25 protein-coding genes are annotated in these 25,243 nt (G+C 68.3%); 12 read left to right on the top strand and 13 right to left on the bottom strand.

Features of this window, described 5'->3' with window-relative positions:
- Positions 1-2 precede the first annotated feature (2 nt).
- Entirely contained in the window at positions 3-986 is a 984-nt protein-coding gene (locus tag IDF66_RS06660; protein WP_190266117.1) for an MOSC domain-containing protein, read from the bottom strand.
- Between the two features lie 100 nt (positions 987-1,086).
- Here IDF66_RS06660 and IDF66_RS06655 point away from each other — a divergent pair, with 100 nt between their 5' ends.
- Positions 1,087-2,232 (top strand): acid phosphatase, encoded by a 1,146-nt coding sequence (locus tag IDF66_RS06655; RefSeq protein ID WP_317628605.1) that lies wholly within the window; start codon positions 1,087-1,089, stop codon positions 2,230-2,232.
- Between the two features lie 54 nt (positions 2,233-2,286).
- Here IDF66_RS06655 and IDF66_RS06650 read toward each other — a convergent pair whose 3' ends face one another.
- Both IDF66_RS06650 and IDF66_RS06645 read right to left on the bottom strand, forming a co-directional pair.
- On the bottom strand, positions 2,287-2,979 hold the full coding sequence (locus IDF66_RS06650; protein WP_190266115.1) for a DedA family protein: 693 nt from the start codon (positions 2,977-2,979) through the stop codon (positions 2,287-2,289).
- Positions 2,976-3,992 carry a DUF368 domain-containing protein gene (locus IDF66_RS06645; RefSeq protein WP_190266114.1) on the bottom strand — a complete coding sequence of 339 codons (1,017 nt, stop codon included), beginning with the start codon at positions 3,990-3,992 and terminating at the stop codon, positions 2,976-2,978. The genes IDF66_RS06650 and IDF66_RS06645 overlap by 4 nt, the downstream gene beginning before the upstream one ends.
- A 168-nt stretch (positions 3,993-4,160) precedes the next feature.
- Between IDF66_RS06645 and fbaA the strand changes: the two genes are divergently transcribed.
- Positions 4,161-5,198 carry a class II fructose-bisphosphate aldolase gene (gene fbaA, locus IDF66_RS06640; protein WP_164310747.1) on the top strand — a complete coding sequence of 346 codons (1,038 nt, stop codon included), beginning with the start codon at positions 4,161-4,163 and terminating at the stop codon, positions 5,196-5,198.
- 174 nt (positions 5,199-5,372) lie between these two features.
- Here the strand turns inward: fbaA and IDF66_RS06635 are convergent, their stop codons facing one another.
- A complete protein-coding gene (locus IDF66_RS06635; RefSeq protein WP_190266357.1) occupies positions 5,373-5,672 on the bottom strand; it encodes a hypothetical protein in 300 nt (99 codons plus the stop codon).
- Entirely contained in the window at positions 5,669-7,342 is a 1,674-nt protein-coding gene (locus IDF66_RS06630) for an Rv0361 family membrane protein (protein ID WP_190266113.1), read from the bottom strand. Before IDF66_RS06630 ends, IDF66_RS06635 begins: the two co-directional genes overlap by 4 nt.
- Before the next feature lie 231 nt (positions 7,343-7,573).
- On the opposite strand from IDF66_RS06630, the gene IDF66_RS06625 reads away from it, so the two are divergent.
- From IDF66_RS06625 to IDF66_RS06610, 4 genes are all read left to right on the top strand, one after another.
- Positions 7,574-8,011 carry a DUF3151 domain-containing protein gene (locus IDF66_RS06625; RefSeq protein WP_164310749.1) on the top strand — a complete coding sequence of 146 codons (438 nt, stop codon included), beginning with the start codon at positions 7,574-7,576 and terminating at the stop codon, positions 8,009-8,011.
- Positions 8,008-9,111 (top strand): FUSC family protein, encoded by a 1,104-nt coding sequence (locus tag IDF66_RS06620; protein ID WP_164310750.1) that lies wholly within the window; start codon positions 8,008-8,010, stop codon positions 9,109-9,111. Before IDF66_RS06625 ends, IDF66_RS06620 begins: the two co-directional genes overlap by 4 nt.
- Before the next feature lie 82 nt (positions 9,112-9,193).
- On the top strand, positions 9,194-10,108 hold the full coding sequence (locus tag IDF66_RS06615) for a cation diffusion facilitator family transporter (RefSeq protein WP_164310751.1): 915 nt from the start codon (positions 9,194-9,196) through the stop codon (positions 10,106-10,108).
- A gap of 45 nt (positions 10,109-10,153) precedes the next feature.
- On the top strand, positions 10,154-10,816 hold the full coding sequence (locus IDF66_RS06610) for a pyridoxamine 5'-phosphate oxidase family protein (protein WP_223309124.1): 663 nt from the start codon (positions 10,154-10,156) through the stop codon (positions 10,814-10,816).
- On the opposite strand, the gene IDF66_RS06605 is transcribed toward IDF66_RS06610, so the two are convergent.
- Both IDF66_RS06605 and IDF66_RS06600 read right to left on the bottom strand, forming a co-directional pair.
- A complete protein-coding gene (locus tag IDF66_RS06605) occupies positions 10,783-11,610 on the bottom strand; it encodes a site-2 protease family protein (RefSeq protein WP_190266112.1) in 828 nt (275 codons plus the stop codon). The two genes, IDF66_RS06610 and IDF66_RS06605, sit on opposite strands and share 34 nt — an antisense overlap.
- Complete coding sequence (locus tag IDF66_RS06600; RefSeq protein WP_190266111.1) at positions 11,607-12,242, bottom strand: hypothetical protein; 636 nt, start codon at positions 12,240-12,242, stop codon at positions 11,607-11,609. The genes IDF66_RS06605 and IDF66_RS06600 overlap by 4 nt, the downstream gene beginning before the upstream one ends.
- A gap of 90 nt (positions 12,243-12,332) precedes the next feature.
- Here IDF66_RS06600 and IDF66_RS06595 point away from each other — a divergent pair, with 90 nt between their 5' ends.
- Together IDF66_RS06595 and IDF66_RS06590 are read left to right on the top strand one after the other, a co-directional pair.
- On the top strand, positions 12,333-13,619 hold the full coding sequence (locus IDF66_RS06595) for an adenylosuccinate synthase (RefSeq protein ID WP_190266110.1): 1,287 nt from the start codon (positions 12,333-12,335) through the stop codon (positions 13,617-13,619).
- Between the two features lie 25 nt (positions 13,620-13,644).
- Positions 13,645-15,228: an adenylate/guanylate cyclase domain-containing protein gene (locus tag IDF66_RS06590; RefSeq protein ID WP_190266109.1), complete on the top strand. Its 1,584-nt coding sequence runs from the start codon at positions 13,645-13,647 to the stop codon at positions 15,226-15,228.
- Positions 15,229-15,296: 68 nt separating this feature from the next.
- Here the strand turns inward: IDF66_RS06590 and IDF66_RS06585 are convergent, their stop codons facing one another.
- Complete coding sequence (locus tag IDF66_RS06585; RefSeq protein ID WP_190266108.1) at positions 15,297-15,716, bottom strand: MarR family winged helix-turn-helix transcriptional regulator; 420 nt, start codon at positions 15,714-15,716, stop codon at positions 15,297-15,299.
- Between the two features lie 14 nt (positions 15,717-15,730).
- Positions 15,731-17,326 carry a Na+/H+ antiporter gene (locus IDF66_RS06580; protein ID WP_190266107.1) on the bottom strand — a complete coding sequence of 532 codons (1,596 nt, stop codon included), beginning with the start codon at positions 17,324-17,326 and terminating at the stop codon, positions 15,731-15,733.
- Positions 17,327-17,388: 62 nt separating this feature from the next.
- Here IDF66_RS06580 and IDF66_RS06575 point away from each other — a divergent pair, with 62 nt between their 5' ends.
- Genes IDF66_RS06575 through IDF66_RS06565 form a run of 3 tightly spaced genes read left to right on the top strand, consistent with a single transcriptional unit; the run spans position 17,389 to position 19,938 of the window.
- Positions 17,389-17,739, top strand: coding sequence for a UBP-type zinc finger domain-containing protein (locus IDF66_RS06575; RefSeq protein WP_164310759.1), 351 nt, complete (start codon positions 17,389-17,391; stop codon positions 17,737-17,739).
- Positions 17,740-17,794: 55 nt separating this feature from the next.
- On the top strand, positions 17,795-19,432 hold the full coding sequence (purT, locus tag IDF66_RS06570) for a formate-dependent phosphoribosylglycinamide formyltransferase (RefSeq protein WP_190266105.1): 1,638 nt from the start codon (positions 17,795-17,797) through the stop codon (positions 19,430-19,432).
- Between the two features lie 26 nt (positions 19,433-19,458).
- Positions 19,459-19,938: a DUF456 domain-containing protein gene (locus IDF66_RS06565; RefSeq protein WP_190266104.1), complete on the top strand. Its 480-nt coding sequence runs from the start codon at positions 19,459-19,461 to the stop codon at positions 19,936-19,938.
- Here IDF66_RS06565 and IDF66_RS06560 read toward each other — a convergent pair whose 3' ends face one another.
- Genes IDF66_RS06560 through IDF66_RS06550 form a run of 3 tightly spaced genes read right to left on the bottom strand, consistent with a single transcriptional unit; the run spans position 19,939 to position 22,951 of the window.
- Positions 19,939-20,781 (bottom strand): ABC transporter ATP-binding protein, encoded by an 843-nt coding sequence (locus IDF66_RS06560; RefSeq protein ID WP_190266103.1) that lies wholly within the window; start codon positions 20,779-20,781, stop codon positions 19,939-19,941.
- Complete coding sequence (locus IDF66_RS06555; protein ID WP_190266102.1) at positions 20,778-21,896, bottom strand: FecCD family ABC transporter permease; 1,119 nt, start codon at positions 21,894-21,896, stop codon at positions 20,778-20,780. Before IDF66_RS06555 ends, IDF66_RS06560 begins: the two co-directional genes overlap by 4 nt.
- Positions 21,893-22,951, bottom strand: coding sequence for a FecCD family ABC transporter permease (locus IDF66_RS06550; RefSeq protein WP_164310764.1), 1,059 nt, complete (start codon positions 22,949-22,951; stop codon positions 21,893-21,895). The genes IDF66_RS06555 and IDF66_RS06550 overlap by 4 nt, the downstream gene beginning before the upstream one ends.
- Before the next feature lie 189 nt (positions 22,952-23,140).
- Here IDF66_RS06550 and IDF66_RS06545 point away from each other — a divergent pair, with 189 nt between their 5' ends.
- Complete coding sequence (locus IDF66_RS06545) at positions 23,141-23,635, top strand: hypothetical protein (protein WP_164310765.1); 495 nt, start codon at positions 23,141-23,143, stop codon at positions 23,633-23,635.
- A 113-nt stretch (positions 23,636-23,748) separates the two neighbouring features.
- On the opposite strand, the gene IDF66_RS06540 is transcribed toward IDF66_RS06545, so the two are convergent.
- The gene (locus IDF66_RS06540) at positions 23,749-25,146 is read right to left on the bottom strand and encodes an FAD-dependent oxidoreductase (RefSeq protein ID WP_164310766.1); all 1,398 of its coding nucleotides are present in this window, start codon (positions 25,144-25,146) and stop codon (positions 23,749-23,751) included.
- Positions 25,147-25,243 lie beyond the last annotated feature (97 nt).

Raw genomic sequence — 25,243 nt, 5'->3', positions numbered from 1 at the left:
GATCAGGGGCGCCGCAGGAGCTCGACGGCCCGGTTGGCGCCGTCGAGGGCCAGAGTGCGTCCGGTGCCCGCGAGGCGCTGTAAGCGGTTGGGCGGCCGCGGTGGCGTCACGGTGAGCACGTTCCCGACGCGGATCTCACCGGCCAGCACGACGTCGGCGTAGACGCCGAGATAGCGGTCGGCCCTCGAGGCGACTGCCCGGGTCAGCCGCTTGTCGAGTGGCAGGTCGATGTGTTCGCGACTCGGGACCACGCAGCGCACGGTCTTCATGACGACGTGCAATCGCACGTTGCCGAGATCGATCGTGGCCTCGGGCCACTCGGCCTCCGGGAGTCCGCTCGCGGTCCCGGCGATGACGATGTTCGGGCGGAAGCGCCGCGGGTCCACATGGTCGTCGCCGATGGCGTCGGCGATGGTCGCGGTGCTCGCCTCGCTGATCAGATGCACCGGGCAGAGATCGACGAAACTCCCTGGCGGAGTGGCATTCCGGGCCAGGGTGGCGAGGGCTCTCGCATTCATGTCCGAGATCTTCGGCATCTTCTCGTCGGGGGCGATCCCGAGATCACGGGCGAGGGCGCCGGGTGTCAGGGTGCCGAGACGCTCTCGCCACGGAAGCCGATGCGCGCGCGGATCGTCGGGCAGCGGGACCAGGCGTACGTCGCGATCGAGTCGCGACGACAGAGCGGCGTGGATGCCGGGATCGTCGCTGTGGTGTTCGGTGCCGTCCGGTGCCGTCACGATCACGGCCGGTGCCTGTCCCGGTCCGGCGTCGCGGCCGGGAGCGCTCACATAGCGGGCGGCAAAACGCAGGACCGCGGGCAATCGCCGCGCCGAGATGGTGGTGTCGCGTTCCACGTCGTGCAGTGCCCACAGTCGGTCGCCGAGCACGCCTCGACGGCCGACAGTGGCGGTCTCGAGTTGTTCTCCGGCCATGGACTTCACCGGGTGCCGCCACAGTTGTGTGACATGTGCGGTGGTGCTGCTCATCGATCACCTCGGGTCTGCCGCGCACGCGCGCTGCTGTGCCGCACACCGTAACCGATCGTTCACTTGCGCAATCAACACGACCGGGGAAGAGTTACCAGCCGTGTCGACTCTGCGGTTGCGCTCTGCGGTCATCTCTGTCCTGACCCCGATTCTCCTCGTCACGGGATTCGTCGCGAGTGGCGTGGCCACCGCGGCCCCGACCGTGGCCACCCCGGCCCCGTTCACTCCCGCCGAGCTCGTCGGACCCTACGCCTCCGACGTACCGTCGTCGGGCACCTACATCCCCGTCCTCGACGGGTTCGCGGGGCTTCGGCGGGATCGTCCGGACATCATCGCGTCGAACCTGCAGAAGGTGAAGGGAATCAACAATTCCGCGACCCGTGCGCAACAGGCCGACGCCATCTCGATCAACTACGACGACCGGCTGGTGTCGCTGTCCGACGCCCTCGGCGATCGATTGGGGACCGTCTTCCGTCAGCTGCTCGCGGCGGGCAAGCTGCCCAAGGTCGATGCGCTGGCCGGTGGCGACACGGCTCGGGCGGGGCTCCCGCTCGGCACGACACTCCTGGAGAAGCAGTACTACGACAATCCGCGACCGTTCGTGGTGGCGCCCAACTCGATCAAGAAGTACAACAAGCCGGGTGGCGACCTCTATTCAGACCTCGCGAACAACGGCTCCTACCCCTCGGGCCACGCCAACATGGCCTATTGGAAAGGCGCGCTGCTGGCGTACTGGCTGCCCGAGCTCGGTCCGCAGATCATCGCGCGAGCCGGTGAGATCGGCCGGAGCCGCATGGTCCTCGGCGTGCACTATCCACTGGACGTGATGGGCGGCCGGATCATGGGCACCGACATCGCCGCCGCTCGGCTGGCCGACCCGCGGTTCGCCCGCCTCGTCGAGCAGGCCGGTGCGCAGCTGCGTACCCAGCTCGGCCGCTCGGTCGGCATGCCGCTCGATGACTTCATCGCCCGTGACACCCCGTACCTGACCACGCAGCAGGCGGTCACCGAGCACCGCGGGATGATGACGTACGGATTTCCGGTCGTGTCGCCCGGCCAGCGCAACGCGATCCCCGCCTCGGCCGCCGCCCTCCTGCGTAGCCGGTTCCCGCGACTGACCGACGCGCAGCGTCTGGACATCCTGCGTCGCACGGCGATCCGAAGTGGTTACCCGCTCGATCAGTCCGGGCGCAACGGCGGCTGGCTGCGTATCGATCTCGCCGCGGCGTACGCGGTGTCGCCCTGAGTCGCCTGCGGTGGTGATCCGGGCGCCGGAATCGGCGCACGAATCTACCGATGATCAGCTCGCTTGCTGTTTGGCGTCGGTTTTTGCCGAACGACGCCTGCGGTACCACTCGATGAACATCGGCAACACCGAGAGCAGCACGATCACGATGAAGATGGGCTCGATGAGGTTCTGGACGAATTCGAAACGGCCGAGCCAATATCCGAGCAGCACGATGCCCGCGCCCCAGACGATGGCGCCCGCGACGTTGTAGATGATGAAGACCGAGTACTTCATCCGCGCCGCGCCGGCCACGATCGGGGCGATGGTGCGGACGATGGGCACGAAGCGGGCCAGGAAGATGGTGATCGGGCCGCGCTGGTCGAAGAACTCGTGGGCCTCGGTCAGATACCGCTCCTTCAGGAAGCGGGCATCCGGCTTGAACATGTTGGTGCCGACGTAGCGGCCGATCCAGTAGCCGATCTGGCCGCCGATGATGGCGGCGATCGGGACGAAGATCAGCAACTGCCACAGGGAGGCGAACTTGTCGATGCCCTCCTTGCCACCCGCGGCGACCACCATGCCGGCCACGAACAGCAGCGAGTCACCCGGGAGGACCGGGAAGAGGACTCCGGACTCGATCAGGATCACCAGCAGCAGACCCCAGAAGGCCCACGCGCCGAAATAGCCGAGGAGGGTCACCGGGTCGAGGAAACCCGGCATGAGGGCGACGTTCGTCGTGGTCTGGGCGAGCGCGGAGTCGATCACGGGGCCCCAGAGTACCTGGCGTCGCGATGCTCGACGTCAACCGCCGAGGCGTCGGCGATGGAGAGGCGGCGCTGGACGAGCGCGACCACGCCGACGACCGCGGCGCCCACTGCGAACAGGAGCAGGGCCATCGGCCAGTCGTCGCCGACACCCAGCAGGCCGCCGTCGTCGGTCTGCCACGGCCAGAGCGCGCGCAGCGAGCCCGACAACAAGCCGGCCGCGGCGACCATGGCGAGCGTGTGGTGGTTCTCCAGGAGCCATTCGAGCGCGCGGACGAACGACATCAGCCCGACCAGCGCGCCGAGGGCGAACACGGCCAGGTACTGGATGTCCATCGTGTCGACGGCGGCCAGCGTCGGCGCGTACATCCCGACGACGAGGAGGAAGAACGAGCCCGAGACGCCGGGGAGGACCAGGGCGCAGACAGCGATCGCCGCCGCACCGAAGGTGAGGATGAGAGGTGGGTCGACGAGCTCGGACCGGGGCAGCGAGGTGAGCGCGAACGCGGCGGTGGCGGCGATGGCGAACACCCCGACCGCCCGGAATCTGGCCGGGCGGGTCGTCAGCGCCCCGTTGTCGATCTCCAGGAACGGGATGATCACCGACATCGCGATCATGCCCATGAACAGTGCCTTGGAGGCGACCGGCTGATCGGTCACGAAACTCTCCATGACGCCCGCGATGAAGAAGACCGTGACGGCCATACCCAGACAGACCGGGAGCAGCAGCCACCAGTCGACCTGCCGCGTGCTCGCGCGCCAGTCGCCTCTGGTGACGAGCAGCCGCGGGATGTCGAGGACGTGTTTGACCGATGCGATGAGCCGGCCGTAGATGCCGGACACGAGAGCGACCGTGCCGCCCGATACGCCGGGCACGGTCTCGGCCACACCGATGAGGGCACCGCGGATCACGTTGGCGGCGATGGCTCGTGGTCGGCCTGGCCGGTCGGTGGGGTTGTCGGGCCCGGGTGAGGGGGAGAGGTGGGTCTCGACGGTCGTCGGGTTCGTGGACATCGCCGGCCATCGTACCGACAATCCGGCATATCGGTCATTGCGCTGCCTCACATCGCCTGGGCACCAGGCGTCGCACGCGTGAGGACGGCACTTGCCATACTGAACGGGAGTGACCGCTCCGACAGCGTGAACCACGACTGCGAAACCGATCCGGTTGGAGGACGAGAAATGCCGATTGCAACCCCCGAGCAGTACGCCGAGATGTTCGACAAGGCCAAGAAGGGCGGATACGCCTTCCCGGCCATCAACTGCACGTCGTCGTCGACGATCAATGCCGCCATCAAGGGATTCGCCGACGCGGGTAGCGACGGCATCATCCAGTTCTCGACCGGTGGTGCGGAGTTCGGCTCCGGACTCGGCGTCAAGGACATGGTGACCGGCGCCGTCGCGCTGGCCGAGTTCGCGCACGTGGTCGCCGCGAAGTACGACGTGACGATCGGCCTGCACACCGATCACTGCCCGAAGGACAAGCTGGACACCTACGTCCGTCCGCTGCTCGCGATCTCGCAGGAGCGCGTCGACGCGGGCCAGAACCCGCTGTTCCAGTCGCACATGTGGGACGGCAGCGCGGTCCCGCTCGGCGAGAACCTGGAGATCGCCAAGGATCTGCTCGCCAAGGCGGGCGCGGCGAAGATCATCCTGGAGATCGAGATCGGTGTTGTCGGCGGTGAAGAGGACGGCGTCGAGGCCGAGATCAACGACAAGCTGTTCACCACCCCGGAAGACTTCGAGAAGACCCTCGACGCGCTCGGCGCGAGCGACTCGGGGAACCGCTACCTGCTCGCCGCCACCTTCGGCAACGTGCACGGCGTGTACAAGCCCGGCAACGTGAAGCTCCGCCCCGACGTGTTGAGCACCGGCCAGGAGGTCGCGACCAAGAAGCTCGGGCTGGCCGACGGCAGCAAGCCGTTCGACTTCGTCTTCCACGGTGGTTCCGGTTCGCTGAAGAGCGAGATCGAGGAGGCGCTCAGCTACGGCGTCGTCAAGATGAACGTCGACACCGACACCCAGTACGCCTACACCCGTCCGGTCGCGGGCCACATGCTCTCCAACTACGACGGCGTGCTCAAGATCGACGGTGAGGTCGGAAACAAGAAGACCTACGATCCGCGCGTGTGGTCGAAGAAGGCCGAGACGTCGATGTCCGAGCGTGTCGTCGAGGCGTGTACCGATCTGAAGTCGACGGGCAAGTCGATCAGCGCCTGATCCGAACCGCCCGCTCGTCGGTCTCCCGGCCGACGCCGCGCATCACCGACAGCGTCCGGCCACGGCCGGGCGCTGTCGGCGTCTCGGGGTGTTTCTCCGGCCGGAGACCGGGTGCTGTGGGAGAGGTGTTGCTGTCGACGGACTTTCGGTTGCTGTCGACGGGGTGCGGGCGGATCAGAGCGTCACGAGACCGACGACGACCCCGACGGCGAGGGCGATCATCACGATCGCGGCAACCACCACGGTGGGATCGATCCGACGTCGGTGCAGACGTGGCGGCGGTGTGGTCCTGGCGGTCCGTCGCTCGATCCGCAGCGGACGCGTCGCGGGCTCGAAGTAGGCCTGCGGCGGCTCATCGAGCGGATGTGGGGCGTGCGGATTCCGGGGCGGTGGGGCGTTGTGCTGAACCCAGGTGTCGCGCTGTGCCGAGGTGTTGCGATTTGGCAGTCGGGTGGTCGGTCCGTTGCCGGTCACTGAGGCGTGCACACCTTCCAATCATCGCCGGACTTCTGCAGGTTGATGGTGACGGTCTGGGGTGCGTCCGGTTTGCTGCTGTGCAGCGCCGACACCTCGACCACGGCCTGATCACCGTCGCCGGTGACCTTGACGGCCTTGACGTCATTGACCTGGATGAGTTCGTTCCGGGTCTTCTGGCCGTCGTAGATCTTCTGGAAATCGGCATCGCTGATCGTTGTGTAGAACTCGTGGCGTTCACCGCAGGTGGTCGAGCGCAGGGTGCTCAGATCACCTTCGTACAGCGCCGTGGAGAACTCCTTCGCGACGTCGGCTGCCTCGTCGGCCGGGGCCGGGGACCGCAGGTTCAGGTACGCGAAGATGCCGCCGATCACGGCGATCACGACGACGATGGCGGCACCGACGAGCAGTGGCCATCGGCGGCGACCGGAGGACTCGGGCTTCGGCTTCGACGTGTCGTCCTTGCCGGGGTAGACGGTTGGCTTGTGGGCGGTGGTCGACCAGCCCTGGGCGGCCGATGTGGTGCCCCCGGCCGCGCCCGCTGCTGCTCCGCCCGCTGCTGCTCCGCCCGCTGCTGCCGCACCTGCTGCTGCCGTTGCCGCGGCGGCCTTGGTCACCGGCCGGGTCTCGGAATCGTCGGATTCCGCCGGCTCGGCGGTGGTGTCAGTGGACTTGGTGCCGGTGGTCTTGGTGCCGGTGGACTTGGTGTCAGTGGATTCGGTGCCGGTGGCCGCGGTGCCGGTGGGAAAGGCCGTGGTGGACCCGTCCGCAGCCGGATCGTCGTTGCTGTCGGCGCCTTCGCTGTTGCTGTCGGCGTCGGCCGCGGCGGCGCCGCCGAGCGCGTCGATCTCGGAGAGGTCGTCGAGGTCTGCGGAATCGGGGAGGTCGCCGCGCTGGATCACCGTCGTCGCCGAATCGCTCGGACCGATACCCGACCGCTTGGTCTTCGGTGTGTCCGACGGGGCCTTCTCGCCGCTGTCGGTGGCGGGCTTCTCGGCCTCCGCCTCGGCGTCGGAACCGCCCTCCGCCTCGATGTTCTCGAGGTCGTCGAGTTCGCTGATGTCGGGCAGGTCCTCGCGGCGGATCACCTTGGTGGCCGAATCGATCCCGCGTCCGCCCTTGGGCTTCGGGCGGGCCGCCTTGGGGGCGTCTGCGGTCTGCTCCGGGGTCTGCTCAGTGGCGGCCGGTTGCGATTCGTCGGGAGTGGCCTCGGATGCCGACTCGGCCTCGGTGTCGGTGGCGTCGGTGTCGGTGTCGGTGGTGTCGGTCGCGGGGGAGTCCGTCGCCTCACCCGACCCGGTGTCCGCTGATTCGGATTCGTCGGCTTCTTCCGGCGCGTCCGTCTCGGGTTCCGCGTCGTCGGTCGAGGGCTCGTCCGCGGTCTCGGCGGACGGCGTCTCGTCGACCGTCTCGACGTGCCCGGTCTCGTCCTGGGCTGCCTCGTCCTGCCCGGTCTCGTCCTGAGGCGCAGAGTCGTCTGCCGACGTGTCGGTCACATCCTCGTTGTTCGTCGCGTCGGTCACCGCTGCGTCGTCGCCCTTCGTACTGGCGACCCAGGAGTCATCCGGGCCGCGGCGGCCGGTCTGAGCCGCGTGGTCGTTACCGCGATTGCGCCACGCGGAGCGTGCGCGGCCCAGCAGTGAGTCCTTGTCGTCCCGTGATGGAGGCATCGTGTTCTACACCCCGCCTTCTCCCGAATCGATGTGGTCGCCGCCCCGAATGCCCGCCGTCACACCGCCGAGTCGGTTGCGCTGTGGTCGATCGCGCCACTCACCCTAGCGAATCCCCTTTGTGTGCAGTACTCGGCGGGCTGTGACGTACTCCGGTCGCATGGTCGACGATCCGTCGACGCCGTACGCGGCCAGGGCGCTCCTGCGGTTCTGGAGTGATTCAATGTAGACGTGACTTCCTTCGGAGATCTGCTCGGACCGCAGCCGGTCCTGCTCACAGGCGATGACGAGGCCGAATCGGACCTGCTCAACGGAGCAGATCCGGCCGAGACCGCGGCCGCCCACCCCACTGCCTCGATCGCGTGGGCGTACCTGGCCGATGCGGCCCTGGCCGCGGCGGACGCCGGAGCCGGTACGCCCAAGGTGATCGAGGCCTATGCGTATGCGCGCACCGGCTATCACCGTGGCCTCGACCAGCTGCGCCGGCACGGCTGGAAGGGTTTCGGCCCGGTGCCGTGGAGCCACGAGCCCAACCAGGGCTTCCTGCGCTGTGTCGGTGCGCTTGCGCGCGCCGCGCGATCGGTCGGTGAAGAAGACGAATATCTGCGCTGTCTTGATCTCCTCAACGACAGTGACCCGACGGCGGCACAGCACCTCGGACTCGCTTGACCGACTGGCTGCGCCGACGGCTGAACGGATTACCGCCGCCGGTGCGGCAGCGGGTTCGGCGACTCTGGTTGTCGCTGGTCCCCATCGCACAGTGCGCGCTCGCCGCGGGCGCGGCCTGGTGGATCGCCGTGAACATCTTCGGCCATCCGCAGCCGTTCTTCGCGCCGATCGCCGCCGTCGTCTCACTCGGCCTGTCGCTGGGTAAACGGTGGCGCCGGTCGGTCGAACTCGTCGCGGGCGTCACGCTCGGGATTCTCATCGGCGACGTCCTGGTCTCGCAGATCGGGTCGGGTACGTGGCAGATCATGGTGGTCGTCGCGCTGGCGATGTCGGTGGCCGTGTTCCTCGACAACGGCCCGCTGATCCCGATGCAGGCCGCGTCGTCGGGCGTCCTGGTGGCGACATTGCTTCCACCCGGGGGCATCGGCGGGTTCCACCGCGCGATCGATGCGCTGATCGGTGGGGTGGTGGGGATGATCATCGTGGCGCTGTTCCCGGTCAATCCGGCCCACCGGGCCCGCCGCGACGCGGCGGGATTGCTCGCGACGATGCGCGACTCGGCCCGCACCCTGGTCGCCGGGCTGCGCGACATGGACGCCGACACGGTCACCGCTGCGCTCGTGTCGGCGCGCGGCACGCAGGACGCGATCAACGAGATGCGTGCCGACATGCGCGGCGGTCGCGAGGTGAGCACGCTGTCGCCGCTGTACTGGAACGCGCGGGAGCGCCTCGCACGTATATCGGCGACGGCCGATCCCATCGACAACGCCGTCCGGAATTTCCGGATCATCGCGCGGCGGGCACTCGGGATGACCCAGCGCGACGAACCTCTGCGACCCGAGATCGTCGACATCATCGCCGACGTCGCGGAGGCGTTCGAGGTGCTGCGCGAGATGATGATCGCCAAACCGGGCGAGGAACCCGATCAGGCCGACGCCGCGCGGGTGATCCGCACGGTCGCGCGCAAGGCGAAGGCCGAACTCGTCGCAGGCAGCACGCTGTCGGAGACGGCGGTGATGGCCGAGCTGCGGTCCCTGCTGATCGACATGCTGATGATCGCCGGACTGCGCAGGTCGTCGGCGATGGCCACGTTGCGCTGAATCGCCCCGACCGCGGAGAACCGGCGACAACTTAGGGTCACCTCTTGTCATATATGCGAAAACGCGCATATATTGACGACAAATGGGCCACTCACACTCACACACGCACGCCGATACGACCGGATCCGTGGCGAATCGCCGGATCTGGCCGATGGCGGTTGCCGTCGTGATCATCGGTGGCTATTTCGTCATCGAGCTCGTGGTGGGGTTGCTGGTCGATTCGTTGGCCCTGATCGCCGACGCCGGACACATGCTGACCGACGTCGTCGCCCTCGTGATGGGTCTGGTCGCGCTGCTGCTGGCCAAACACGGTTCCACGACCGATGACCGCAGCTTCGGCTGGCACCGTGCCGAGGTCTTCACCGCCGTCGCGAATGCCGTGTTGCTGATCGGGGTCGCGGCCTTCGTGCTCTACGAGGCGGTGGAACGGATCGGCACCGACCCGCAGGTGCCCGGCCTCACGCTCATCGTCGTCGCCCTGATCGGTTTGCTCGTCAATCTCGCCGTGATGCTTCTGCTGCGCGCGGACGCACAGGAATCGATCGCGGTCCGCGGCGCCTACCTGGAGGTCCTCGCCGACGCGGTCGGCAGCGTGGGGGTGCTGATCGCCGGCGTGGTCGCGCTGACCACGGGGTGGGGTTACGCCGACGTCGTGGTGGCCGTCCTCATCGCACTGTGGGTGGTCCCGCGCGCCGTGCGGCTGGCCCTCGAGGCATTGCGCATCCTCAACCAGCAGGCGCCCCCGCACGTCGACGTCGACGAACTGCGGCAGGAGCTCGCCGCGATCCCGTCCGTCGACGACGTTCACGACCTGCACGTCTGGACGCTCACCACCGGCATGGACGTGGCCACGGTCCACCTGGGCAGCAACGGGTCCAATCGCGAGGTGCTCACCGCCGCCCAGGCCGTGCTCACCCGGCACGGTCTCGAGCACGCCACCATCCAGGTCGATCCGCACGACGTGCGGGAGCGGTGCCACGACGAACTGCGGTGGTGAGCACCGCGACGGGAAACCCGGCTGACAATCCGCCGAGGTCCGGTCATGCTGGCTTCCATGTCCGACGGCCCCGACCTCGCATCCCTCACCCGTAAACCCGATCGCGCCGGTGATCGTGCGCTGCTCGACGAGGTTCTCCACGAAGCCCACGTCGGAGTGCTGTCCACCGTCTCCGACGACGGGTTCCCGTGGTCGGTGCCGATGCTGGTGGCCCGCGACGGCGACCGGCTCCTGATCCACGGGTCCTCGGGTGCGGGCGCGCTGCGGCAGGTCGCCGCGGGTGCGGCTGCGACGTTCACCGCCTTCGTCGTCGACGGCCTCGTCGTCGCCGGCACTCTGTTCGACCACTCGATGAACTACCGGTCGGTGGTCGTGCGTGGCACGCTCGAGCGCGTCGACCCGGCCGATGCCGCGCGCGCCCTCGACGTCTTCTCCGACACGGTGCTGCCCGGCCGCAGTGCAGAGGTCCGAGACCACACGCGAAAAGAGTTGTCGGCCACCGTGATCCTGGCTCTGCCCATCGTCGACGGGCAGTGGTTGGCCAAGGCGCGGTCGGGTGGGCCGGGACCGGATGCCGACGCGGTCGGCTGGACCGGGCACATCCCGATGCGGATCGTCTACGACGAGCCGGTCACCGAGACCCATGGCGAACTGCCTGCGTCGGTTGCCGGCCTCTACCGCCAGAAGACGAACAGATCCCAGCCGTAGGACGCGAGTACGCTCGGCACCCCGGACAGGCCGAACAGCCAGTACACGAGGTCGAAGAATGCGCGGTTGAGGAACGGGATGAACAGCAGCGCGAAGACGATCAGGAATCCGTACGGGGCGATCTTGGCGACCGAGGCGCGGGTCTGATCCGACAGGTAGGGGTCGATCGCGCCGTAGCCGTCGAAACCGGGCACCGGCAGCAGGTTCAGCACCGCGGCGGTGATCTGCAAGAACGCCAGCATCGACAGCGCGGCCCACAGGTTCAGCCCGTCGACGATGTAGAGGATGTTCGACGGCGAACCGTACCCCTGCGCGCCGTAGGAGTCCGGCGTGGCGAACCGGACTGTCAGGAGGAGAGCGACGCCGAGCAATGCGTTGGTCGCCGGGCCGGCCAGCGACACGATCGTGCGCTGCGCACGGGTGAACCCGTGCTGGTTCACGTACACCGCGCCGCCGGGAAAGCCGATGCCGCCCAACAGGATGATCAGCAGCGGCAGTCCGAGCGACAGCCCCGGATGGGTGTAGCGCAACGGGTTCAAGGTGAGGTAGCCGCGCAGTTCGGCATTGCGATCGCCGAACCGGAACGCGGTGACCGCGTGTGCGAACTCGTGCAGACACAGTGAGATCACCCAGCCCGCGAGGACGACGAGTAGTGTCCCGCCGACCGACTCGAGATTGCGTCCGGGCGCGGAACCGGCCACGATCCACCCGCCGATCAGCGCCACCACGACGAGTCCGAGGAAGACCGGGCCGGGACGGACGGCGCGGGCGATCTCGCGGGTCGTCGTGGTCATGGCAGCAGCACCAGGTTCATGTCCACATGATGCCGGTAAAACGTCGACCGTTTCAGAACCCGCGGCGTGATCGTCCCCTCACGCTCGACGACGATGTTGGTGCCGCCGGTCTGCGCGGCCCGTCCGAGGTGCCAACGGCCCTTGACCAGCGGGCGAACCCGCCGCGCCCGGAGCCCGGGTGCGTCGCGCAGGGGTTCGATCTCCACCCCAAGGACCTCGCCGGTGAAGAGCCGCTCGTTGTCCACGTAGGTCTCGCCGTGCAGTTTCGCGTCGTCGGCACCGAGGTGCCGGGCCCGGCCCACCAGTACGGTCGCCGCGTCGTCGCGGATCAGCGGTACCGCCTGCGCCCGGCCCCGCTCGGCGAGTGCCGTCGCGCCGACGCCGTGGGGCAGGCCATAGACGGCGGTGGCACGGGTCGGCGACGGCGCCACATAGGCGACCTCCACATCGAGGCGATCACTGATCATCAGGGCGGCCACGACCTGGGCGAGGTAGGCGTCGGCACCGGCCCCGTCGAGCGGGGTCACGACGACCCGTGAGACGTCGGGATCGATCAGGGTTCCGGCGACGGCGGCGCGGATCGCCCGCTTCTCCGCGGTCGTCTCCGCTTCGGTGATCGGGACAATCGGCACGCGGATAGCGTATCCACCGCTCAGGATGCGCCTCCGACCAAGTAAGGTTGGCCTGTTGTTCAGCGCGCCAACTCAAAGGAGCATCCGACCATGGCCGCGATCGTGCTTATCGGCGCCCAATGGGGGGACGAGGGCAAAGGTAAGGCAACCGACCTGCTCGGCGGAAAGCTGCAGTGGGTGGTTCGGTATCAGGGCGGCAACAACGCCGGACATACCGTCGTCCTCCCGAACGGGGAGACCTTCGCACTTCATCTGATCCCGTCCGGAATCCTCACCCCCGGGGTGAAGAACGTCATCGGCAACGGCGTGGTGGTGGATCCGGGCGTACTGCTGACCGAACTCAGCGGCCTCGAGGACCGTGACGTCGACACCTCGGGTCTGCTCATCTCGGCCGACGCGCATCTGCTGATGCCGTACCACGTGGCGATCGACAAGGTCACCGAGCGCTTCCTGGGTAACAAGAAGATCGGCACCACCGGCCGCGGCATCGGGCCCTGCTATCAGGACAAGATCGCCCGTGTCGGTGTCCGGGCCGCCGACGTGCTCGACGAGAAGATCCTGGCGCAGAAGGTCGAGGCCGCGCTGGAGCTGAAGAACCAGATCCTGGTGAAGATCTACAACCGTCGTGCCCTCGATCCCGCGCAGGTGGTCGAGGAGGTGCTCGAGCAGGCCGAGGGTTTCAAGCATCGCATCGCCGACACCCGGCTGCTGCTGAACCAGGCACTCGAAAACGGCGAGACGGTGCTGCTGGAGGGGTCGCAGGGCACGTTGCTCGACGTCGACCACGGCACGTATCCGTATGTCACGTCGTCGAATCCGACATCCGGCGGCGCAGCCGTCGGCTCCGGGATCGGTCCCAACAAGATCACCACCGTGCTGGGCATCCTCAAGGCCTACACCACGCGTGTGGGGTCGGGACCGTTCCCCACCGAACTCTTCGACGAGTGGGGCGAGTATCTGGCCAAGACGGGCGGCGAGGTCGGCGTGACCACCGGGCGCGCCCGTCGCTGCGGCTGGTTCGACGCCGTCATCGCGCGGTATGCCACTCGGGTCAACGGCATCACCGACTACTTCCTCACCAAGCTGGACGTGCTGTCGAGCCTGGACACGGTGCCGATCTGTGTGGCCTATGAGGTCGACGGCGAACGCATCGACGAGATGCCCATGACGCAGACCGGTTTCCACCACGCGAAGCCGATCTACGAGGAGATGCCCGGGTGGTGGGAGGACATCTCGGAGTGCACGCGCTTCGAGGACCTGCCGCAGAACGCCCAGAACTACATCCTGCGACTGGAAGAGCTTGCCGGAGCACATATCTCGTGCATCGGTGTGGGACCCGGCCGCGAGCAGACGATCGTGCGTCGCGACATCGTGTAGCGACACCGACAACCAGGGGGGCGCGATGGCGCGGGGCAGCCGGGACTACGGATCGATCCTGCTCGGCTCGGCGTCGGAAGGCGGTGTCAAACAGCGGATTCGCATCCAGACGCTGTTGACCGTCTTCATCGTGGTCGCCAACCTGATCGGGGCGGTGCTCGCGATCGCGTTGTCGGCGGTCGGCATTCCGCAGCCGACGGTGTTCCAGTCGAAACTGTGGTGGGTCAACTTCATCGCCGTCCCGGTGTACGTCGTCGTGGCCTTCGTGGTCGGTACTGCCCTCGGCACGGTGGTGGTGGTCCGCGATCTGCGCTGGGCGATCCGCGATCAGAAGCCGACGGCCAAGGACGCGCGGCGGGCGCAGCGGGCCCCGTGGCGGCTGGTGCTGATCCAGGGGGTGCTCTGGGGTGTCGCCACCGTCATGTTCACGATCATGTACGGCGTGCTCGACCCGGACCTGATCCCGAAGACCTTCTTCGTCGTCGGGCTCAGTGGCTTTGTCGTGGTGGCGGTCTCGTACCTGCTCATCGAGTTCGCGCTCCGGCCGGTGGCCGCCGAGGTCATCACGGCCGGCTACCACAGGCGCAAGCGCAGCGGCGTCCGTTCCCGGTCGATCGTGTCCTGGATGGTCGGTTCGGCCATCCCGATCGTCGGCATCCTGCTCGTGGTGTTCTTCGGCGCCTTCCGCGACGACACCTCGAAGGTCGATCTCTTCGTCGGGGTCACCGTCCTGGCGGTCATCGCGCTCTCCACCGGGCTGTTGCTCACCGTGCTGATCAGCGTGAGCGTCACCGCGCCCATCCGCAGCGTGCGCAGCGGGATGAACCGGGTGCAACGCGGTGAGGTCTCCGACGTCGATCTCGTGGTGTACGACGGCACCGAACTCGGCGACCTACAGGTGGGGTTCAACAGCATGGTCGGTGGTCTGCGTGAGCGCGAACGGATGCGCGACCTCTTCGGCAGGCATGTCGGACGGGATGTGGCTGCTGCTGCGCTGCAACGAGATCCGGAGCTCGGCGGTTCCGAACGCGTCGTCGCGGTGGTGTTCGTCGACGTCATCGGGTCCACCACCCTGGCGTCGCGGCACACCCCGACCGAGGTGGTCGAGATCCTCAACACGTTCTTCGGGGTGATCGTCGCTTCGGTCGAGGTCCGGCACGGTCTGGTGAACAAATTCGAAGGCGATGCGGTGCTGGCGATCTTCGGGGCGCCGATCGACCTCGACGACCCGGCAGGCGCCGCGCTGTCGGCCGCCCGGCAGATCGCCGACGGCCTCGCCCGGGACGTGCCCGATCTGGCCGCGGGCATCGGTGTCAGCTACGGGCGGGTCGTCGCCGGAAACGTCGGCGCCATCGAACGATTCGAGTACACGGTGATCGGCGACGCGGTGAACGAGAGTGCGCGGCTCTCGGAGCTGGCCAAGCGGGATCCGGCGCGTCCGCTCGCGTCCGGTCATGCAGTGGCGGCGGCCGGGCCGGAGGCCGCGCGATGGGAGCGGCAGGAGGCCGTCACGCTGCGCGGCCGGACCGCGGAGACGGTGGTCCATGCCGCCCGGATCGCCGACACAGACGACTCCGACACAGATGACACAGACACAGATGACACCTGAGCGGGCCGCCGTGTCGAATGCCGCCCTCGTGGAGCGCTCAGGTGTCATCTCTGCGCTCGGGGCTACCGTCAGGTGCCCTCGGCGAGGACGCTGCGCATGTGGGCTCGCAGCGCTTCCGTCAGGTCGGGATGTCGTGCGGCGAAATCGTGGTCGAGGCGGTCGACCTCCGTCGCCACCCGGCCCAGCAGCGCCTCGCCGGCGGCGGTGATCTGGAGACTCGATGCCGAGCCGGCATGTGCGGTGCCGTCGTCGACGAGCCCGGCCTCGGCCAGCGACGTCACCGCGGTGTGTGCGCTCTGCACGGTGATGCGGGACCGCCGCGCGAGTTCGCTGAACGAGATGCCGGGCGTCCCGCGGATGTGGCCGAGCAGACCGTACTTGCGGGTGGTGAGACCCAGCGGCCTCAACGCCTCGGCGAGTGCGGCCTCCCAGACACGGCTCACCGTCAGCAGCATCACGGTGGGGCTGAAAGGAGGTGGCTCGGACATGGGTGCAGGGTACGCTAGTCGACCTCCCGATCCATCTGTCCCTCCGCGAAATCCAACCGGCGCAACGCGGTTCGCAAGACCTCGTCGTCGATGTGGCCGTCGTCGCGCTCCTCGATGAACACCTTCCGCTGGATCTGCAACAGGTCCATGCGCATCCGGTTACCGGCCGCCGTCGGACTCTCGCCGATGTCCTCGGGCCCACGACCCAGTTCCTCCCAGCCGACGTTGCGCTGGGTGGTCACCCACTTCCGCAACATCGCCACCTGATGTCGGCGCGGGTCGTTCTCCGGGAGTTCGGCGGCCAGCTCGTCGAGTCGTCGTTCGGACTCGCGGGATGCACGATCCTGCGCGGATGCATAAGCCAGTCGGTCCTTCGCGGCGTCGTCGGCGCCGATGCCGAGTCGGCGGATCATCCAGCCCAGGGTGGTGCCCTGCAGGAGCAGCGTGCCGACCACGACGACGAAGGTGAGGAAAAGGATCTCGGCGCGCGCCGGGAAGGGCCCGCCGTCGTCGGTGGTCAGCGGGATGGCGAAGGCGGCGGCGAGCGAGACCACACCTCGCATGCCTGCCCACCCGACGATGAACACCGCACGTGGCGTCGGGCGCTCCTCCCGCCGACGGATCTTGGACGAGAGGGCCCTCGGCAGGTAGGTGGCGGGATAGACCCACAGGAACCGCGCCAGGATCGTCGCGGCCAGCACCACTGCGGCATCGATGGCGATCTGGACCCACGACTCACCGGCGAGACCGCGGATGAGGAACGGCAGCTGCAGCCCGATGAGCAGGAACACGAAGGATTCCAGGAGAGCGTCGATCGATTTGCGGACCGCGTCGTCCTGCAGGCGCGTGGCGTAGCCGAGCCGCACCGACCGCTGACCGAGGAACAACCCCGCGACCACCACCGCGATCACGCCCGACGCGTGGATCTCCTCGGCGACGTAGTACGTCCCGAACGGCACCACCAGGCCGATGGCCGTCTCCATCGGCGGGTCGGTGAGCCAGAGCCGCAGCCAGGAGACGGCGAATCCGACCGCCAGCCCGATGACGAGCCCGCCGACGGCGGCAATGGCGAAGGTGGACAGTCCCTCCCATACCGACGCGGTCGCGCCGACCGCGGCGGCGAGGGCGACCCGGAAGGCGGTGAGGGCGGTCGCGTCGTTGAGCAGGCTCTCACCGCCGAGCAGGGTCATGATCCGGCGGGGGAGACCGACGCGCCGCCCGATCGCCTGCGCCGACACCGCGTCCGGTGGTGCCACCACGGCACCGAGCACCAGCGCCGCGGCGAGCGGGAGGTGGGGCACCGTCGCGTAGGCGACCAGTCCGACGATCACCGTGGAGAACAGCGGCAGGCCGATGGCGAGGAGTCCGATCGCCCGGCGGTTGGCGCGGATCGCCTGGTAGGAGCTCTCCTGCGCGGCCGAATAGAGCAGCGGCGGCAGGATCAGGAACAGCACCAGCTCCGGCTCCAGCGTCACCTCGGGGGTGCCGGGGATCCAGCCGATGCCCAGCCCGATGACGACGAGGATCAGTGGTGCCGACAATCCGTAACGCCGGCACAGTGCGGCGAGGACCACGGCGACCACCGCCACCAACAACAGCGATGCGCTCACGCGAAGAACCTATCTCGGCATCGCCCGTCGCGGGGGTCGCGACGATCCGGATAATGGCGTACATGCGTATCTTCCGGCGAGGTGCAGACGATCGATCCGAGACCACGGGTGGGGGTGGGTCGTCGGGCGTCGGATCACGATGTGACGAGCTCGCGACCTACGGTGTCGACTCGAACGCCGACCCCGCGCCGCGCGCCGGTGATTACGCGGCGTGCGAGGAGTGCACCGCGCTCGGCGAACATCATTGGGCGCACCTGCGGATCTGCCTGACATGTGGTCATGTCGGATGCTGCGATTCCAGCCCGCGTCGTCACGCCACCGCACATTTCGACGAGAGCGGCCACCCGGTGATGCGTTCGGCCGAGCCCGGCGAGGTGTGGCGGTGGTGCTACGTGCACGAGGTCACGGGTTGAGCGAGGGTTCCGTGGGTGCCGCGGGCCTGTACTGAACTGCACGTAGGATTTGGGCATGACGTCAGACAGCCAAGGTGCTTCCGAGGCGTCGGTGCCGGCCGAGGGAGAGGCCGCACCGGTGCAGGGCGGGCCGGTGAAGCAGGTGGGACATGTCGCGGTCGGACCACCCGCGGTGCTCGGGACTCCGCTGAGCCCGACCGCGACCAGGGTGATGGTGCTCGGCGCCGGTGAACTGGGCAAAGAGGTGATCATCGCCTTCCAGCGACTCGGCGTCGAGGTGATCGCCGTTGACCGGTACGCCGACGCGCCCGGCCAGCAGGTCGCCCACCGCGCCGAGGTGGTCGACATGACCGATGCCGATGCACTGATGGCCGTGATCGAGCGCCACCAGCCGCACTACGTGGTGCCCGAGATCGAGGCGATCGCCACTCCCGCACTGGTCGAGGTGGAGAAGCGCGGACTGGCCGAGGTGATTCCGACGGCGCGAGCCGTGGTCGCGACCATGGACCGCGAGGGCATCCGACGTCTCGCCGACGAGGAACTCGGACTCCCGACGTCGCCCTATCTCTTCGCGTCCTCCCACGAGGAGCTCGAGGAGGCGGTCGGGGAGATCGGCTTCCCGTGCGTGGTGAAACCGGTGATGTCGTCGTCGGGTAAGGGCCAGACCGTGGTTCGCGCGCCGGCCGACATCGGGCCGGCCTGGAACACCGCGACCACCGGCGCCCGCGTCCAGGGCGAGCGGGTCATCGTCGAGGGATTCATCGAGTTCGACTACGAGATCACCCTGCTCACGGTGCGGGCGATCGATCCCGCCACCGGGCGGCTGGCCTCCCACTTCTGCGCGCCCATCGGCCATCAGCAGGTCGGCGGCGACTACGTCGAGAGCTGGCAGCCACACGAGATGTCCACCGACGCGCTCGGTGCGGCCACGTCCATCGCGGCACGGATCGCCACCGGTCTCGGCGACGGAAAGCTCGCGGGCCGGGGTGTCTTCGGTGTCGAGCTGTTCGTCAAGGGCGACGACGTCTACTTCTCCGAGGTGAGCCCGCGCCCGCACGACACCGGCCTGGTCACCCTGGCCACCCAGCGTCTGTCGGAGTTCGAGATGCACGCCCGGGCGATCCTTGGCCTGCCCGTCGACGTCACGCTGGCGTCGCCGGGTGCGTCGGCGGTGATCTACGGCCAGCTCGACGAGCCCGCGATCGGATTCGAGAACGTCGCCCGGGCACTCACGGTGCCGGAGACCGACATCCGCCTGTTCGGGAAGCCGGAGAGCTTCCATCGCCGGCGGATGGGCGTGATCACCGCGACCGCCGACGATGTCGCCGTCGCCCGGCAGCGTGCCGTCCACGCGGCGTCCCTGGTGACCCCGGTGTCGGGACGGCCGTTCGAGCGGTCGACCCCGGTCCCGATGGCCGAGCCGGTGGTCCCGCCCACGACGTCGCGGCCGGCGCCGCCTCTGCCACCTGCACCCTCGCGGCCCAGCGCGCCGCCACGCGGCACGCCCGGACCCCCGCAGCCGCCCGGTCCGCGACAGGGACCGGTTCCGCCGCGCGGGCCGATGCCGCCACGAGGTGCACCCGCACGACCGGCCGGCCCGCCGCCGCGACCGGTTCCACCGGCGTCCGGCCGACCGGCCGGACCGCCGCCGCCCCGGCCGTCGGGCAACCCGACGCGCGCATCGGTCGACTGAGCCTGCGCTAGACCGGCGGGCCACCGATGTCGCTGGGTGGGGAGCTGCTCGTCGGAGCGGTCATCCTCGTCGGACTGCTCGGGATCGTCTTCCCGGTCCTGCCCGGCGGCCTGCTGGTCCTCGGTGCGATCGGTGTCTGGGCGGCGATCGTCGGTGGCTGGGCATGGGCGATCTTCGGTGTCGCCGCAGCGCTGATCCTGCTCGGCGAGGTGGTCAAGTACGTGGTCGCCGGTCGGTCGTTGAAGTCGGCGGGCATCCCGAACGTCACCATTGCGGTCGGCGGGGTGCTGGGCATCGTCGGGTTCTTCGTGATTCCGGTGATCGGCTTGTTCATCGGGTTCGTGCTGGGCGCCATGCTCGCCGAACTCATCCGCACACGCAGCATGGGTGCCGCCTGGCGAGGCACGGTGTCGGCGTCGAAGGCGGCGTTGATCACGATGGGGATCGAGCTGTTCGCGGCCCTGCTGGCCACGGCGGTCTGGTTGGTGGGCGCGGGTATCTGGTGATCAGGGCAGACGCACACCTGCACGCGAACCCAGCGGCACGATCATCGGAGCGCCGAACACCGGATCGGTCATCACATGCGACTGCAGGCCGAAGGCCGCTTCGAGGAGGTCGGTGGTGATCACCTCATCGGGCCGACCGTGCGCGACGATCTCGCCCGACCTCATCACGAACAGCGAATCACTGTATCTCGCAGCGAGATTGAGGTCGTGGAGAACCATCACCACCGTCTTGCCGTGCTCGGTGCGCAAGGTGTGGACCAGGTCGAGGATCTCGACGGCATGGGCGAGGTCGAGGTAGGTGGTCGGTTCGTCGAGGAGCAGGAGGTCGGTCTCCTGGGCAAGGGTGAGCGCGATCCACACCCGTTGCCGCTGCCCGCCGGACAGTGCCTCGATCGGGCGATCGGCGAGGTCGGTGGTCGCGGTCTGCTCCATGGCCAGCGCGACCGCGGCCTCGTCGGCGGCCGACGCCTGCTGATACCACCGCTGATGGGGATGTCGTCCCCGGGCGACCAGATCCTCGACGATGAGCCCTTCCGGTGCAACAGGATTCTGCGGCAGCAGTCCGAGCCGCCGCGCGACGTCCTTCGGCCGCATCCGGTTGATGTCGGCGTCGTCGAGGTAGACCGTCCCCGCCCGGGGCGGCAACAGCCGGGACAGCGCGCGCAGCAACGTCGACTTACCGCACCCGTTGGGGCCGATGATGGTGGTGATCTCCCCGTCGGGGATCGCGATGTCGAGGTCGGAGATGATCGTGCGGTCGTCGTAGCCGACCTGCAGGCCCGCCGCGCGCAGTCGTGACGGCGAGGTGGGGGCTTCGGTGATCGCCGCGTCGGAGTGGGTCATACCGTGGCCTTTCGGGACATCGCGATCATGAGGTAGATGAGGCACGGGCCGCCGATCGCCGCAGTGACGATGCCGACCGGCAGACCGCCCGGCAGGACCGTGCGGCACAGCAGGTCGCCGCCCAGCACGAGGATTGCGCCGATGACGCCGGAGGCGAGCGGCGTGGGGAGCGACGAGCCGGTCAGACGCAACGCGATCTGCGGGGCGAGTAGCGCGACGAACGCGATCGGGCCTGCCGCCGAGACGCAGAGTGCGGCCACCAGGACGGCGACGATCAGCAGGATCGTGGTCACCCGGCCCGCATTGATGCCCAGGCCCCGGGCGACCTCGGAACCGAGTCCGAGGATGCCGATGGCCCGCGACAGCCAGATCACCGCCACCACACCGACCCCGACCGCGATGGTGGCCGGCCATACATCGGACCAGGTCGCCTGGGAGACCGAACCCACCAGCCAGGTCTGCGCGCGCGCCGCGTCGGCGATCTGAGCACGCGTCAGCATGTAGGACGTCAGCGCCTGCAACATCCAGGTGACCCCGACGCCGATGATGACGAGCCGGAACGGGTCGATGCCGATGTTCGCCGACCGGCCCGGCCAGGCGAGCACGTACATCACGATCGCGGTGGCGAAGCCGCCGATGAGAGCGGCCGCAGGCACCCCGAGACCGGCGAGCCAGGCTCCCCACGAGGTGGAGAACGCGATGGCCGCGACGGCGGCGGCACTCGCTCCCGCGGTGATGCCCAGGATGTCCGGCGTGGCCAGTGGATTGCGTGCGATCAGCTGGGTCAGTGCGCCTGCCATGCCGAAACCGAAACCGACCAGCAGCGAGACGAGTGCGCGGGGCAGCGAGACGTCGAAGACCACGACGTTCTCGATCCGGGTGCCACCGCCGAGTAGCACGCGCGCCACGTCGACAGGGCTCATCGGGTAGTCGCTGATCCCGACGCTCAGCAAGAACAGCAGCAGGGTGATCGCGACGGCGGCGGCCATCGTCACCAGCATCCGGGGGCGGACGACCCACGACGACGACCCCACGCGCAGGATGCGGCGATGTCGCGTCCGTTGCGGTGCTTGCGGTTCGGGGCCCAGCGGGCCAGGTCGGACGTCGGTGGTCATACGCTGGCCAACTTCCGTCTGCGGACGAGGGCGATCAGGAACGGCGCGCCGACGAGTGCCAGGACCACACCTACCTGCACTTCACCGGGCCGGGCGATGACCCGACCGATGACGTCGCAGACCAGCACCAGGATTGCGCCCAGCAGCGCCGAATACGGCACGATCCACCGGTAGTCGGATCCGGTGAACGCGCGTGCGATGTGTGGGACGACGAGCCCGAGGAAGACGATCGGACCGCAGGCGGCCGTGGCCGCGCCGACGAGCAACGTGATGGTGAGGATGCCCATGACGCGGATCAGCACGACACGTGAGCCGAGTGCCTTGGACATGTCGTCGCCCAGACTGAGCACGTTCAGGAAGTAGCCGCTGCCCAGCGCCAGCACGAGGCCGACGACGACGAAGGGAAGGGCGGCGGAGAACACGTCGAGCCCTCGGCCGGTGGTGGCGCCGACGTTCCAGAAACGCCAGGCGTCGAGGGTGACGCTGTCCGACAACACGATTCCCGACGTGATCGCCAACAACAGCGCGGAGAGGCCGGTGCCCGCGAGAATCAGGGTCAGCGGACTCGCGCCGGAGAGCGCGGCGAGACCGAACACGGCGCTCGCCGCGACGAGTGCGCCGATCAGGCCGAAGGCCATGAAAGCGATCGGGCTCTGAATCCCCAGCAGATAGACGCCGGCGACCACGGCGCAGGCCGCGCCGGCGTTGACCCCCAGCATCCCCGGATCGGCCAGCGGATTGCGCGTGTGCCCCTGCGCGAGCGCGCCTGCGGCGCCGATCGCGAGGCCGATCACCAGTCCGAGGACGGTCCGTGGGAAGCGGAGATCCCAGACGATGCCGTAGACGTCCGAGGCCCCCGGCGGTGCAGGCGGCGCCTCGAGCACGATCCAGGGGATGCCGTGGAAGTCGGTGACTTTCAGTGATGGCCAGCCGCCGGCCTGCAGCGCATCGATCACCTCGCCGATTCCGAGCGGTCGTGTGCCGACCGCGATCGACGCGAAGAGCGCCACCACGACCACCGCGATGAGCAGCAGGATCCCGGTCGTTCGGCGCATGAAGGGTTACCTTACCTGCTCGCTGTCCTCGCTCCGATGGGCCCTCACAGCGCTCCCGGCCGTCGATGTCGTTTGCATAACGAAAGATCTACGGAGCTGTGAAGAGGCTGAGTGGTGCGTAACGATTCGCTTGGCATGGGTCGATAGTCCAACCAGAACGTCACGAGGACACCGGAGTAGGAGAGATTGATGAGAGCATCGCTCAAGCGCGCGGGTGCCGCAGTCCTGGCAACCGTCGGAATCGCGGCCGGCACCCTGGCCGGCACCACGCCCGCGCAGGCGGCGACGCCGGGCGACCTGGAGATCATCGGGGGCATCGAATGCCACTTCGGGCAGTGGGGCCAGCCGTGGAACCAGGCCTGGTACATGTACCGCTGGATGACCGTCCGGAACATCGGCGGCACCACCATGCATGATGTGATCCTCAACGAGATCAACGGGAAGTCGGTCCGGGTCAAGGAACTCAAGCCCGGCGCATCACTGTCCAAGTGGGACAGCAAGGCCAACCGTTGGGTCCGTCCCGTCGAGACCCGCTGGTTCGGCTGCTTCCCGTCGTCGATCTCGGGCTTCACCTTCGCCAACGAGGCGGAGAACCTGACGAACAACTTCGGCTACTGGCAGAACTTCCGACGCCAGGACAACCCCCCGGCGAACAACACCGGGGGCACCACCGCCGGGAACTGACCCCGAGGGGCCGCGTGAGGCGAGGCCGCTCGTCTCACGCCCCTCTCACCCGACAAAACGGCGACCGGATCACCGGTCGCCGTTTTGCTGTCCTGTCGAGTTCTCGCCGGGTGTCAGTTGCCGGGGCGTGACACCTTGTGCGGCTCGGACGCCGCGAGCATGTCCTCGCGCTCGACGACCTTGACGCGCTCGCGGCCCTCGGCAGCGCCGAGGCTGCGCTCGTGCTCGTCGAGGCGGTACCAGCCGTCCCAGGTGGTGAAGGGGATGCCCTTGCCCTCGAGCAGTTCGATGACGGCGTCCTCCGACGGCTTGCCCGGCGAGAGCAGCGCCCCGTTGGTCATGTCCTCGAGGATGCAGTCGACGGTCTCGTTGGCATCGCCCTTGGTGTGGCCGATCAGTCCGACGGGACCGCGCTTGACCCAGCCGGTGGTGTAGATGCCGGTGAGGTGCTGCCCCTCGTCGAAGACGCGGCCAGCCTCGTTCGGGATCACGCCGGCCTGCTGATCGAAGGGGATCTTCGGCAGATTGTCGGAGAGGTAACCGACCGCGCGGTAGACCGCGCCGAGATCCCAGTCGGTGTGCTTGCCGGTCGGCTTGACGTTGCCGGTTCCGTCGAGCTGGGTGCGTTCGGTGCGCAGCCCGACGACCTTGCCGTCCTCACCGAGGATCTCGACCGGATTCTCGAAGAAGTGCAGGAACAGCTTGTGGATGGCGCCTTGTTTGGGATCGCGGATCGCGTAGTTCTCGATGATCGTGGCGACCTGGTCGGTGATCTTCGACCCGCGACGCGCGACGGCCGATCCCTCGTCGTATTCGATGTCCTCGGGAGCGACGACGACCTCGATGTTCGGCGAGTGGTCGAGCTCCTTGAGCTCGAGCGGGGTGAACTTGGCCTGGGCCGGTCCGCGGCGACCGAACACGTGGACCTCGATCGCCTTGTTGGCCTTGAGTCCCTCGTAGACGTTGGCCGGGATCTCGGTCGGGAGCAGCTCGTCGCCGGTCTTGGCGAGCACCCGCGCGACGTCGAGCGCCACGTTGCCGACGCCGATGACGGCGACCTTCTCCGCGTCGAGTGGCCAGGTGCGCGGGAAGTCCGGGTGGCCGTCGTACCAGGCGACGAACTGGGCGGCGCCGTAGCTGCCGTCGAGATCGATGCCGGGGATGTCGAGGACGCGGTCGTCGGTGGCGCCGGTCGAGAAGATCACTGCGTCGTAGAGATCCTGCAGCTCTTCGAGGGTGATGTCGGTGCCGTAGTCGATGTTGCCGAGCAGCCGGACCTGGGGCTTGTCGAGAACCTTGTGCAGCGCCGTGATGATGCCTTTGATGCGCGGGTGGTCGGGCGCGACGCCATAACGGATCAGACCGAACGGTGCGGGCATGCGCTCATACAGGTCGATGCTGACTCCGCGGTCTTTGGCGGTGTCGGACTTCATCAACGCGTCTGCTGCGTAGATCCCGGCGGGACCTGCACCGACGATGGCAACCCGCAACGGGCGGCTGGTGTCACTCATGGAGTAGGTGCTTTCCGTGGCTCTCGTGTGACTCTGGCGAAAGAGTCGCTGGTGGTGGCCGCTCACGCGGCGCCTATCCCTTCTACGGTAGGCGTTC

Source organism: Gordonia hankookensis (assembly GCF_014673215.1).
Lineage (GTDB): Bacteria > Actinomycetota > Actinomycetes > Mycobacteriales > Mycobacteriaceae > Gordonia > Gordonia hankookensis.
The sequence above is the reverse complement of the archived record's forward strand: the minus strand, read 5'-3'. Positions and strand labels throughout refer to the sequence as shown.

What these genes read in the sequence shown, in the direction of transcription:
- IDF66_RS06555 (WP_190266102.1), bottom strand. Translation starts at nt 21,896, where the DNA reads ATGACCACCGACGTCCGACCTGGCCCGCTGGGCCCCGAACCGCAAGCA.
- IDF66_RS06585 (WP_190266108.1), bottom strand. Translation starts at nt 15,716, where the DNA reads ATGTCCGAGCCACCTCCTTTCAGCCCCACCGTGATGCTGCTGACGGTG.
- IDF66_RS06540 (WP_164310766.1), bottom strand. Translation starts at nt 25,146, where the DNA reads ATGAGTGACACCAGCCGCCCGTTGCGGGTTGCCATCGTCGGTGCAGGT.
- purT (WP_190266105.1), top strand. Translation starts at nt 17,795, where the DNA reads ATGACGTCAGACAGCCAAGGTGCTTCCGAGGCGTCGGTGCCGGCCGAG.
- IDF66_RS06595 (WP_190266110.1), top strand. Translation starts at nt 12,333, where the DNA reads ATGGCCGCGATCGTGCTTATCGGCGCCCAATGGGGGGACGAGGGCAAA.
- IDF66_RS06630 (WP_190266113.1), bottom strand. Translation starts at nt 7,342, where the DNA reads ATGCCTCCATCACGGGACGACAAGGACTCACTGCTGGGCCGCGCACGC.
- fbaA (WP_164310747.1), top strand. Translation starts at nt 4,161, where the DNA reads ATGCCGATTGCAACCCCCGAGCAGTACGCCGAGATGTTCGACAAGGCC.
- IDF66_RS06660 (WP_190266117.1), bottom strand. Translation starts at nt 986, where the DNA reads ATGAGCAGCACCACCGCACATGTCACACAACTGTGGCGGCACCCGGTG.
- IDF66_RS06565 (WP_190266104.1), top strand. Translation starts at nt 19,459, where the DNA reads ATGTCGCTGGGTGGGGAGCTGCTCGTCGGAGCGGTCATCCTCGTCGGA.
- IDF66_RS06610 (WP_223309124.1), top strand. Translation starts at nt 10,154, where the DNA reads ATGCTGGCTTCCATGTCCGACGGCCCCGACCTCGCATCCCTCACCCGT.
- IDF66_RS06615 (WP_164310751.1), top strand. Translation starts at nt 9,194, where the DNA reads ATGGGCCACTCACACTCACACACGCACGCCGATACGACCGGATCCGTG.
- IDF66_RS06560 (WP_190266103.1), bottom strand. Translation starts at nt 20,781, where the DNA reads ATGACCCACTCCGACGCGGCGATCACCGAAGCCCCCACCTCGCCGTCA.
- IDF66_RS06550 (WP_164310764.1), bottom strand. Translation starts at nt 22,951, where the DNA reads ATGCGCCGAACGACCGGGATCCTGCTGCTCATCGCGGTGGTCGTGGTG.
- IDF66_RS06590 (WP_190266109.1), top strand. Translation starts at nt 13,645, where the DNA reads ATGGCGCGGGGCAGCCGGGACTACGGATCGATCCTGCTCGGCTCGGCG.
- IDF66_RS06605 (WP_190266112.1), bottom strand. Translation starts at nt 11,610, where the DNA reads ATGACCACGACGACCCGCGAGATCGCCCGCGCCGTCCGTCCCGGCCCG.
- IDF66_RS06645 (WP_190266114.1), bottom strand. Translation starts at nt 3,992, where the DNA reads ATGTCCACGAACCCGACGACCGTCGAGACCCACCTCTCCCCCTCACCC.
- IDF66_RS06545 (WP_164310765.1), top strand. Translation starts at nt 23,141, where the DNA reads ATGAGAGCATCGCTCAAGCGCGCGGGTGCCGCAGTCCTGGCAACCGTC.
- IDF66_RS06575 (WP_164310759.1), top strand. Translation starts at nt 17,389, where the DNA reads ATGCGTATCTTCCGGCGAGGTGCAGACGATCGATCCGAGACCACGGGT.